The sequence below is a fragment of the Pseudooceanicola sp. genome (assembly GCF_029213205.1).
Lineage (GTDB): Bacteria > Pseudomonadota > Alphaproteobacteria > Rhodobacterales > Rhodobacteraceae > Pseudooceanicola.
The window spans coordinates 1-11,379 of sequence record NZ_JARGNH010000012.1; the positions used below are offsets into that span (position 1 = coordinate 1).

The window sequence follows — 11,379 nt, forward strand, 5'->3', positions numbered from 1 at the left end:
GCGGTGGAAAAGGTGCTGGCCGACGGGCTGCGCACCGCCGATCTGCTGGGCGAAGCGGGCAAGACTCCGGTCAGCACCACCGAGATGGGCGATGCCATCGTCGCCGCGCTGGACGCCAGCCTGTAAGCCCCTGCGCCGGGGGCTGACCCCGGCGCGCCAGGCCGGAACGGCCCCTTGGCGAATGACAAATGCCGTCATTCCGGCTGTCATTCGCCGGTTCCGGTTCTTGTGTTTTGCCATGACGGGCGCCAGCGCATATATAATGGCCTGACGTTCCAAGGGGCCTGACGTGATCCGATTCATTCTGTCTTTTTTCGGTGCCGTGTTCACGCTGGTGACACTGGGCGCCGCGGTTGTCGCGCTGTCCATCGGCGCGGTGTTCTGGGTCTATGGTCGCGACCTGCCCAGTCATGAAAGCCTGGCGCAGTATCAACCCAAGACGATCAGCCGGATCTATTCCGGCCAGGGCCGCATCATCGACGAATTCGCCGTCGAACGCCGGTTGTTCGCCCCGGCGGAAGAGATCCCCGATCTGATCAAGCAGGCGTTCATCTCGGCCGAGGACAAGTCGTTCTATACCCATGGTGGCTATGACCTGCGGGGCATGATGGCGGCGGCATTGTCCGCGGCCCAGGGCGGGCGGCTGCGCGGCGCCTCGACCATCACCCAGCAGGTGATGAAGAACTTTCTGCTGTCAGGCGACCGCAAGATCGAGCGTAAGATCAAGGAAATCATCCTTGCCACCCGGCTTGAGGAAAGCCTGTCCAAGGAAAAGATTCTCGAGCTTTACCTGAACGAGATTTTCCTTGGCCAGAATTCCTATGGGGTGGCGGCGGCATCGCAGACCTATTTCAACAAATCACTGAGCGAGCTGTCGCCGGGCGAAGCGGCGTTCCTTGCCTCGCTGCCCAAGGCCCCGTCGAATTTTCATCCGGTCCGCAACAAGGAGCGGGTGACCGAGCGGCGCAACTTTGTCCTGAGAGAGATGCAGGAAAACGGTTATATCTCGCAGGCGGTTTATCAGTCCGAAGTGCAGAAGCCGCTGCGCACGGTACAGAATGGCGACTTCGACAGTTTCAAGGACAGCCTGCCGCCGCGCGATTATTTCACCGACGAAATCCGCCGCCAGCTGTCGCGCGATTTCGGCGAGGGCGAATTCCTGACCGGTGGCTTTGCGGTCCGCGCCACCATCGATCCTGAAATGCAGGTTGAGGCGGCGCAATCGCTGCGCATCCAGCTGGAACAATATGATCGCGGCCTTGGCCAATGGCGCGGCACCGGCCAGCAGATCCCCGAGGATCAGCTGGGCACCGAAGCCGCCTGGCGCGCGGCCCTGTCCGCGACCAATGTGCCGCGCGATATCACCCTGGAATCGCCCTGGCTTCCGGCGGTGGTGCTCGACATCGGCGATCGGCAGATGCGGATCGGGATCGAAGGGGTGGTCGAGTCCGAGGCCGAGCCTTTCGTCATCCCGCGTAAGGATATTTCCTGGATCAAAGGCAGCTTTAAGGACAATTTCAAACGTGGCGATGTGGTTCTTGTCCGCCGGATGACCGAGGACAAGAGCGGTAGTTTCATTCGCTGGACTCTGCGCCAGGTGCCCGAGGTCGAAGGCGGATTCATGGCGATGGATGTGCACACTGGCCGGGTGATCGCAATGCAGGGCGGGTTTTCCTACCAGAATTCGGTGTTCAACCGGGCCACCCAGGCCCGGCGTCAACCCGGCTCGTCTTTCAAGCCGTTTGTCTATGCCTCGGCGCTCGACAGCGGCTACACCCCGGCGACGATCATCATCGATGCGCCGATCGAAATCGACACGCCGCAGGGCGTCTGGCGACCGACCAATGCCAGCCACGAATTTTATGGCCCGACGCCGCTGCGTACCGGCATCGAACGGTCGCGCAACCTGATGACGATCCGGCTGGCGCAGGAGGTCGGGATGGATGTGGTCGCGGCCTATGCCGAACGCTTCGGGGTTTACGAGAACATGGGCCAGTTCCTGGCCAATGCGCTGGGCTCCGAGGAAACCACGCTGTTCAAGATGGTCGCCGCCTATGCGATGTTCGCCAATGGCGGCGAGCGGGTGGAACCGACGCTGGTCGACCGGGTGCAGGATCGCTATGGCAAGACCATCTACCGTCACGATCAGCGCAATTGCGTCGATTGCGCCGATCCGGACCTGGCGCCGCTAACCGGCCCGCGCATCGTGTCGAACCGCGACCGGGTGATGGATGCCATCACCGCCTATCAGCTGACCTCGATGATGCAGGGGGTGGTGCAGCGTGGCACCGCGTCGCGCCATGTCAATCTACCGGTGCCGACTGCGGGCAAGACCGGCACCACGAATGACGCAAAGGACGTGTGGTTCATTGGCTTTACCTCCAACATCGTCGCTGGCTGCTATATCGGTTTTGACGAACCGCGCAGCATGGGCCGCGGCGCCTCGGGCGGCGGCTTTTGTGGCCCGGTGTTCCAACGGTTCATGACCGAGGCGGTCAAGAAATACGGTGGGGGCAAGTTCCGCATCCCGCCGGGTGGGCATTTCATCAAGATCGACCGGTTCACCGGCGCCCGCCTGCCCGACGATGCCGGTGGCGAGAGCGTGGTGGCTGAGTATTTCCGCGATGGCGAGGAGCCGATCTTTGGCCTGTCCTTCGATGGCGGCTTTGCCATGGGGTCAAATCTGCCGCTGTTCCAGGAGGCGCGGGAACACAACGGCCAGGAGGTCACCACCACCACCGGACAGCGGACGGTGGTTGGTCCCAAGGCCAGTTTCGGTGCCCTCAGCGCTGGCGGACTCTATTGACCGGCAGTCCTGACGGTTCGACAGCTTGTTCGCCCGCGTCCTTCGCGGTATCACCCGGGCCTGATCTGTCAGGGAAATCAAAATGCGTGCGGAAGCCCAGAACATCGTCGCCGAGATCGAGAAAAGCCTCACGCTGATTGGCCAGCGTATGGGGCTGGAAACCGCGTCGCACCGGCTTGAAGAATTCAACGCAAGGGTCGAGGACCCCAAGCTCTGGGATGATCCGGAAAAGGCGCAGGCGCTGATGCGGGACCGGCAGATGCTGGTTGATGCGATCAAGAATTACGAGTCGATCAGCCAGGAATTGAACGACAATGTCGAGCTGATCGAGATGGGCGAGGAAGAAGAAGATGCCGATATCGTTGCCGAGGCCGAAGCGGCCCTGAAAGCCCTGAAAATCCGCGCCGCCGAGAAAGAGCTTGAGGCGCTGCTGGACGGTGAGGCCGATTCCAACGACACGTTCCTTGAGATCAATTCCGGCGCCGGTGGCACCGAAAGCTGTGACTGGGCGTCGATGCTGGCGCGGATGTATGTGCGCTGGGCCGAAAGCAAGGGCTACAAGGTCGAGCTGCAATCCGAGAGCCGCGGCGAAGAGGCGGGGATCAAATCCGCGACCTACAAGATCAGTGGCCACAATGCCTATGGCTGGCTGAAATCGGAAAGCGGCGTGCATCGCCTGGTGCGGATCAGCCCCTATGATTCCGCGGCGCGGCGGCACACCTCGTTTTCGTCGATCTGGGTCTATCCGGTGGTGGACGACAATATCGACATCGAGGTGAACCCGAACGATATCCGCATCGACACCTACCGGTCCTCGGGCGCCGGCGGCCAGCACGTCAACACGACAGATTCGGCGGTGCGGATCACCCACCACCCAACCGGAATCGTGGTGACCAGTTCCGAGAAATCCCAGCACCAGAACCGCGATATCGCGATGAAGGCGCTGAAATCGCGGCTCTATCAGCTTGAGCTGGACAAACGCAACGCCGCGATCAATGAGGCGCATGAGGCCAAGGGTGATGCCGGTTGGGGCAATCAGATCCGGTCCTATGTGCTGCAGCCCTATCAGATGGTTAAAGACCTGCGGACCGGGTTTGAAACCTCGGATACCGCCGGGGTTCTGGATGGCGATCTGGACGGGTTGATGGCGGCCACCCTGGCGCTGGACGTCAGTGGCAAGAGCCGGGCCGAGGCCAACGCCGAAATCTGAAGAGCGGATACTGCGACGCAGCGTCAGTTATTCATTGAGATTTTATCGACCCCATGTAACTTTTCCTAATCGGCAGGACAATGATCCTGCCAAATGGGAGGAGACCTAATGCGAATTTTGACAATCGGCGCAGCAGCAATGCTGGCCGCCAGCGCGGTATCGGCCGCTGACTACGATCTGCCAAAGACCGTGACCTGGACAGCCTATGCCACTGGCTCGTCAGGCTATAACCAGGCGGTCGCGATTGGTGCCGCCATGCAGAATGTCGCTGGCATCAATCTGCGGATTCTGCCGGGCAAGAATGACCTGTCCCGGCTGGAGCCGGTGCGTCAGGGCAAGGTGCAATTTTCGGCCAATGGCGTCGGCACCTATATGGCCCAGGAGGGTGTGTTTGATTTCGGCGAAGAAAACTGGGGCCCGCAACGCGTTCGGATCCTGATTAACAACGTTGGCAGCGGGTCGTCGCTGACCGTGGCGGCGAACAAGCCGGGCTGTGAGGCCGCGGGCAAGCCCGATTGCAAAGGCTTTGAATATAAGGATTTCAAAGGCCTGAAGGTTGCATTCGTCAAGGGTGCCCCGGCACTGAACGCCAATATGGAGGCCTATCTCGCCTATGGCGGTTTGACCTGGGATGATGTCGAAGTGGTCGAATTCGGCGGCTTTGGCGCGTCGTGGAAAGGCTTTATCGAAGGGCAGGTCCATGCGGCATACGGGGTGACCACCTCGGGCAACGCTTACGAGGCAGAGTCCGGGCCGAACGGTTTGTACTGGCCGTCGATCGATCCCAACGACACGGCTGCGATGGGACGGATGAAGGACAAAGCCCCCTATTTTGTGCCGGTTCAGGCGATGGTGGGTGCGGGGCTGGATGGCACCGATGGTGTCCCAAGCGCCAGCTATCCCTATCCGATCCTGATAGCCTATGACATCCAGGACGTCGATCTGACCTACAACATGACCAAGGCGATGTTCGGGCTGTTTGACGACTACAAGGACGGTGCGCCGGGTGCCAACGGTTGGGCACTGAAAAACCAGGTCTTTGACTGGGTGGTTCCCTTCCACGAGGGTGCGGTACGCTATTACAAAGAGGTCGGCCTCTGGTCCGACGCGGCGCAGGCGCATAACGACGCGCTGATCAAACGTCAGGACGTTTTGCAAGCCGCCTGGGAAGAGATGAAGGCCGCAGGCGCCTCAGACTGGGACACGGCCTGGGATGCCAAGCGCAAGGCGGCGCTGAGCGCCGCCGGGATGAGCGTCAGTTATAAATGACGACCAGAGGGCGGGCCGGAATGGCCCGCCCGTTTTCCATCGGCAGATCAAATTACCAGAATGAAAGACGGACCTGCATACCAGCGGGCCGCGCGGGGGAAGAGTATGAACACCAGTGACAGCGCGGCCGCAGGCCGTGGCGCTGCGGCCATTGAGGCCGAGGTTGCGCAGGAAAAGGTAAAATTCACCGGCCTGGCCAGAGTCGTCATCGTGGTGCTGACGACGATCGCGATCGGGGTCTCGATCAATCAGCTGTTCAACCTGCGTATCGGCAATTATTCGATGCTGGACGGGACCTATCTGAACCTGCTGGCCGGGATCTTTCTGAGCCTGACTTTTGTCACCTTCCGCTCACATGGGCCGCATTCGGCTCAGGTGCCCTGGTATGATTGGGTGCTGACCGGGTTTACCCTGTTGGTGGCCGGATATCTGGTGGCCACCTCCGACACCGCGACAGCCTATGGCTGGGAATATGCGGCACCGGATTTCGCGATCTGGGTGGCCATCGCATTCTATGTGCTGATCCTCGAAGCGGTGCGTCGGGCTGGCGGGCTGGTGCTGTTTCTTGTGGTCTTCGTGTTCTCGCTTTACCCGATCGTTGCCGACAAGATGCCCGATCCTCTGAGCGGCTTTTCACAACCCTTCACCGATGTGGTGCCGTTCTTCATGTATTCCTCCGAGGCGTCCTTCGGGATCCCGATGAGCGCCTTTGGCAGCCTGGTGATCGGCTTCATCCTGTTCGGCGGGGTGCTGCAATTCACCGGCGGCGGCCGATTCTTTAACAATCTGGCGCTGGCGATGGTCGGCCAATATCGCGGCGGTTCGGCCAAGGTGGCGATCTTTGCCAGCGGCTTCATGGGCTCGATGTCGGGTTCGGTGATTTCCAACGTGCTGACCACCGGGGCGGTGTCGATCCCGGCGATGCGGCAATCCGGATTCTCGGCCCGCTATGCGGCGGCAACCGAGGCCTGCGCCTCGACTGGCGGGGTGCTGATGCCGCCGATCATGGGGGCGACCGCCTTTGTCATGGCCTCATGGCTGGGGCTGCCCTATTCGGAAATCATGCTGGCGGCGGCGATTCCGTCGCTGCTGTATTATTTTGGCCTGTTCACCCAGATCGACGCCTATTCGGCGCGGCGGGGCCTAAAGGGCATGGGCCGCGATGTGCTGCCTGCCCTCGGCAAGACGATGAAGGAAGGCTGGATCTATATCTCGGTCTTTGTGTTGCTGATCTATCTGATGGTGGCCTTTCGCTGGGAACGCACGGCACCGTTTTATGCGATCGCCCTGCTGCTGGTGGTGAATCAGGTCGTCGGGCCGGACCGGTTTTCGGTTTCCGGTTTTCTGGACATGATCGCCTCGGTCGGGCGGATCCTGACCGAGCTGGTGGCGGTGCTTCTGGGCATCGGCATGATCGTCGGCGCGTTCCAGGCCACCGGGCTGACCGGCCCGCTGGCGGCTGAACTGGTGTCGCTGGCCGGAAATTCGCTGACCCTGCTGCTGATCATGGGGGCGGTGACCGCGTTCATCTTTGGCATGGGGATGACGGTGACCGCCTGTTACATCTTTCTGGCGGTGATCCTGGCCCCGGCGCTGGTGCAGGCCGGGCTGAACGAATTGGCGGTACATCTGTTCATCCTCTACTGGGGCATGGTCAGCTATATCACCCCGCCGGTGGCGCTGGGTGCCTTTGCGGCGGCGTCGATGGCCGGGGCCGATCCGATTAGAACCGGGTTCGAGGCAATGCGCCTCGGCGGGGTCATCTATATCGTGCCGTTCTTCTTTGTGCTGAACCCGGCGCTGATCGGGCAGGGCCCGGCAGGCGAGGTGATCTTTGTGCTGATCTGCGCATTGATCGGCATCTGGTTCATCTCTTCGGCGCTGCAGGGCTATGTCAGCCTGATTGGCACGCTGGGGGCCGGCACAACGGGGTTGGCGCTGCGGGTGATGCTGTTTGCTGCCGGTGTCGCGGTTGCGGCGCCGATGGGCGGGGTTGCGGGGCTGAGCCATATGGCTGTCACCGTGCTGGGCTTGGCGCTGGCGGCCCTTCCGGTGGCGATGGCATGGCGCGCTGGCAAAGCCGAGGAGACCGCCCCCAAAATCGCCTGAGTAACGGTCGGGCCCCCGTATGAACGGGGGCTCGCCGGACCGGCGCTGGTTGTTTGGCAGGCTGTCGCTAATTGCTCATCGCGTAGGGCAGATAGGCAATGGCCAGTGCGGCATTGCCTGCCGCGCGCAACCCGCCGACCAGAATATCGGTTCCTGCGGTGCCGCTCAGAATGGTTTGGGCGAGTGCGCCGCTGGAAATCAGCGCCAGCAATTCGGGTGAAGAGCTGAAGGCGCTGTGATCGGCCATCGTGCCATCGCTGGCACCGGTCACATCGACATAGATCACGCCCAGTCGTTGCAATTCAGGGATGTCGACCGCCGATCCGACTCTTGCGTGCCCTCCGGCAATAAAGCGTGACACCCGCAGCGCACGATCCCGGCGTGACCCCATCACCATCACCGTCAGACGCTGCATGTCATGCGGTTCCAATTGTTGGCGGAACACCGACATGTCGATATCCGGTTCGGCCAGAACCAGGCCGCGGATCCGGTTCAGCACGGCGGTTTCGCGCTGCAGCGCCAAAGTCCGTGCCGCCTCCATCGTCAGAAAACTGCCCAGAGAATGCGCCAGCACGACGATTCGCTCGGCCTTGGATTTGGCGACATTGCGCAACAACGCCGCCAGATCATTGCGGGCAAACAGCGTGCTGTCGCGGTCATAGATATATTCGGTGACCCGCCCTGCCGAAGGCCAGGAATACAGCAGCATTGGCCCCTTGAAGCCGAAATCCTCGGAGATCTGCGCGGCGCGCAGGACGGCGGCGGGAAAGGTGACGTTATAGCCGTGTACGAACAGGATCAGCGTGCGCTCGCCACGCGGCAGTTTTGCCATGGCCTGGTTGATCTGCCGCACCATCGGAGCCTCGGTGGGAAAGGCGACGGCGGATTTGGTCAGGAATTCGCGGGTTGGATCCGGATTGGCCCGTGGCAGGCGAATTTCACCCGGCTTGCGATCTGGCGGCACGGCAATGTCATAGCGGGCGAAATGTGGTGGTGTTTCACGGTCGCTGCCAAAGGCCAATTGCGGATCGGCCTGCATGCCGCGCGATGTGGCCACAAAGACCGGTTGAACATGGCCGATAATGTCGGGCGACTGGATCAGCCGGGCGGTTGGCGCACAGCCCGCCAGCGGGGCGGTGCCAAGCGCCAGCCGGGCGGCGACCCCGGCGGACAGGCCAGAAGACAAGAAACGGCGCCGGTCGATCATGGCTCTGTTCCGCCGATTGGTTTCGCCGGTTGGGTCATCCGTCGATCCGTTTCGCCGTCAGGGCGATGGCCTGCTGATAGACCGTCGCGGCGTTCCATTCGTTCAACACCCGGAAATTGGCGCTGCCCTCGTGATAGGGCTGGCCGGGCTTCCAGCCCTTCTGACGCAGGAAATGCGCGGTCGAGGCGAGCGCGTCGGATTCATCGTAGAGGTCGACCCGGCCATCGCCATTGCCGTCCTGGCCATAGGCGATGACATTGCCGGGCAGGAACTGGGTATGGCCGATCTCGCCATGGGCGGCGCCGATGGCATTGGGATCGAGCCAGCCGCGATCGACCAGTTGCAGCGCCGCCAGCAGATGCCTGGTAAAGAAGTCGCTGCGGCGGCAATCATAGGCGACGGTGGCGATCGACGACACCACACGATATTTGCCGAAGGAGCGGCCAAAGCCCGATTCCATCCCGTGGATCGACAGCAGGATGCCGGCGGGCACCCCGTAGATCCGGTCCAGCGCCGCAAAGAATTTCGGATTGCGCGCCTTGCGCTGTTTGCCGATTCGGGCAATCGCATCGGTGCCACGGATGCGCATGAAATCCTCAAGCGTGTAGCGCACGCCGGTCTGGTGACGGTCGGCACTGATGGTGCCCTGGGAATAGCTAGAGGCGGCGAGGGCCTGAAGCCCGCGCTGCTTGATCCCGGCGCTTGTCGCCTCTTTGGCAAAGGCGGCTTTCCAGGCGGTGAATCCGGCGCTGGTGTTGCCGCAGGGGGCGGCGGCGGCGGGGCTGCTGGTCACGATGACAGTCAGGGTCAGCGCGGTGAGGCAAAGTTTGAATGCGGCAATCACTTTTTTGTCTCCCGAAATATGGGTTATGCAGTGATGGTAGGTCACTGATCGCGCTTCGACCAGTGCCGGGTGAAAAACCTGACCCAGAAAAGACTTGAACCGACAAAGGAGGCCGTAGATGGGCCTGATTGACCTGAGTGCCGCCGACCTCCTTGCCCGGATTGCTGGGCGCGATTTGTCCTGCGTCGAGGTGATGAATGCCGCGCTGGACCGGATCGACGCGGTCAATGGCAAGGTGAACGCCATAGTCAGCCTGCGCGACCGTGCTGCGCTGATCGGCGAGGCCGAGGCGGCAGATCGCAGCATGGCGCTGGACGGGCCGAGCGGGCCGCTGCACGGGCTGCCGGTGGCGGTCAAGGATCTGGCCAATGTCGCCGGTCTGCCGACCTCGATGGGGTCGCCGATCATGGCCGGGCAGGTGGCACAAAAGGATGATCTCGCGATTGCCCGGATGCGGGCGGCGGGGGCGATCTTTATCGGCAAGACCAACACCCCGGAATACGGGCTGGGCAGTCATACCTTTAACCCGGTGCATGGCGCGACCCGCAACCCCTATGACCTGAGCCGTTCGGCCGGGGGATCGTCGGGCGGGGCGGCGGCGGCGCTGGCGACGCGGATGCAATGGGCCTGTGACGGCTCTGACATGATGGGCAGCCTGCGCAACCCGGCGGGCTGGAACAACGTCTATGGCTTTCGCCCCAGCTGGGGCCGGGTGCCACCCGATCCGGGCGGTGACGTGGTGTTGCACCCGCTGTCGACCCTGGGGCCGATGGCGCGGGATGTGGCGGATCTCACGCTGCTGCTGGATGTGATGTCTGGCCCCGATCTGCGGGTGCCGTTCGGCCCGCCGGCCGAGGATTATTTGGGCCGACTTGACGTCGATCTGCGCGGGCGGCGGATCGCCTGGGGCGGCGATTGGGGCGGCGCCTGGCCGATGGAGCCGGGGGTGATGGCGCATTGCGAGGCGGCGTTGAAAAGCTTTGCCGATCTGGGCGCTGAGGTTGAAACCATCGCGCCGCCGATGCAAGCCGAAGACCTTTGGCAAGCCTGGATCGACCTGCGCTCCTTCGCCGTCTCCGGGCGGATCGGCGCGGCCTATGCCAACCCCGAGACCCGGGCGCAGCTGCGCGATGTCGCGATCTGGGAGGTCGAGCGCGGTCTGGCCCTGACCCCGGGTGCGATTCTGCGCGCCAGCGCCATCCGTTCGCGCTGGTATGCCGTGGCCGCCGATCTCTTCACCCGCTTCGACGCGCTGGTGCTGCCCACCGCGCAATGCTGGCCGTTCCCGGTCGAGCTGCCCTATCCGCAGGAGATTGGCGGGCAGGCGATGGACAGCTATCACCGCTGGATGGAATGCGTGGTTCCGGCCAGCCTTCTGGGCTTGCCGACGCTGGGACTGCCCGCTGGATTCGGGCCCGAGGGCCTGCCGATGGGGCTGCAACTGATCGGCCGCTATGGCGGCGATCTCGGCATTCTGCAACTCGGCCAGGGCTGGCACGCCGCCACCGGCTGGCCGGACCGGGTTCCGACGGGGCTGTGACAGTCAGGTTGCGCGCAGTCTCTGCATCTGGCCCCTTGTCAAACCCCCCGGTTCGCGCTACTCCGCCCGCCACGGTCGGAGTGTAGCTCAGCCTGGTAGAGCACTGCCTTCGGGAGGCAGGGGTCGTAGGTTCGATTCCTATCACTCCGACCAATTTCATCAATGATTTGGATTTTCCGATGCACGGGTTTCCCGTGCCGGACGCCTGCGCACCCAACGTGTTGCCAGACGTTTCGCCGATTGCGAGCTGAAGACTTAGGTAACGGCAAAGGACAGGCGCTCGATCTGGTCGATCATCGCCGCCGGAACCGCCGCGTCGGGCTGGCCGGGCAGGACTCCGCCGCGCCGCCGCCGGGTGTCGGTGATGAGACGTCCTTCACCGCTGGCCGCGATG

7 protein-coding genes, 1 tRNA gene and 1 pseudogene are annotated in these 11,379 nt (G+C 62.7%); 7 read left to right on the forward strand and 2 right to left on the reverse strand.

The window, feature by feature from the left end:
- From P1U48_RS10540 to P1U48_RS10560, 5 genes and pseudogenes are all read left to right on the forward strand, one after another.
- A pseudogene (locus tag P1U48_RS10540) lies at window positions 1-126 on the forward strand (3-isopropylmalate dehydrogenase); the annotation flags it as partial.
- A 163-nt stretch (window positions 127-289) separates the two neighbouring features.
- Window positions 290-2,806 carry a PBP1A family penicillin-binding protein gene (locus P1U48_RS10545; protein ID WP_301068943.1) on the forward strand — a complete coding sequence of 839 codons (2,517 nt, stop codon included), beginning with the start codon at window positions 290-292 and terminating at the stop codon, window positions 2,804-2,806.
- 82 nt (window positions 2,807-2,888) lie between these two features.
- On the forward strand, window positions 2,889-4,016 hold the full coding sequence (gene prfB / locus P1U48_RS10550; RefSeq protein WP_301068944.1) for a peptide chain release factor 2: 1,128 nt from the start codon (window positions 2,889-2,891) through the stop codon (window positions 4,014-4,016).
- A 108-nt stretch (window positions 4,017-4,124) separates the two neighbouring features.
- On the forward strand, window positions 4,125-5,285 hold the full coding sequence (locus tag P1U48_RS10555; protein ID WP_301068945.1) for a TAXI family TRAP transporter solute-binding subunit: 1,161 nt from the start codon (window positions 4,125-4,127) through the stop codon (window positions 5,283-5,285).
- 105 nt (window positions 5,286-5,390) lie between these two features.
- Window positions 5,391-7,394, forward strand: coding sequence for a TRAP transporter fused permease subunit (locus P1U48_RS10560; RefSeq protein ID WP_301068946.1), 2,004 nt, complete (start codon window positions 5,391-5,393; stop codon window positions 7,392-7,394).
- A gap of 67 nt (window positions 7,395-7,461) precedes the next feature.
- Here the strand turns inward: P1U48_RS10560 and P1U48_RS10565 are convergent, their stop codons facing one another.
- Window positions 7,462-8,601, reverse strand: coding sequence for an alpha/beta fold hydrolase (locus P1U48_RS10565; RefSeq protein ID WP_301068947.1), 1,140 nt, complete (start codon window positions 8,599-8,601; stop codon window positions 7,462-7,464).
- Between the two features lie 34 nt (window positions 8,602-8,635).
- A complete protein-coding gene (locus P1U48_RS10570; RefSeq protein ID WP_301069043.1) occupies window positions 8,636-9,442 on the reverse strand; it encodes a lytic transglycosylase domain-containing protein in 807 nt (268 codons plus the stop codon).
- Window positions 9,443-9,563: 121 nt separating this feature from the next.
- Here P1U48_RS10570 and P1U48_RS10575 point away from each other — a divergent pair, with 121 nt between their 5' ends.
- Both P1U48_RS10575 and P1U48_RS10580 read left to right on the forward strand, forming a co-directional pair.
- Window positions 9,564-10,985 carry an amidase gene (locus P1U48_RS10575; protein WP_301068948.1) on the forward strand — a complete coding sequence of 474 codons (1,422 nt, stop codon included), beginning with the start codon at window positions 9,564-9,566 and terminating at the stop codon, window positions 10,983-10,985.
- Between the two features lie 76 nt (window positions 10,986-11,061).
- A tRNA-Pro gene (locus P1U48_RS10580) sits at window positions 11,062-11,138 on the forward strand.
- Window positions 11,139-11,379: the final 241 nt, after the last annotated feature.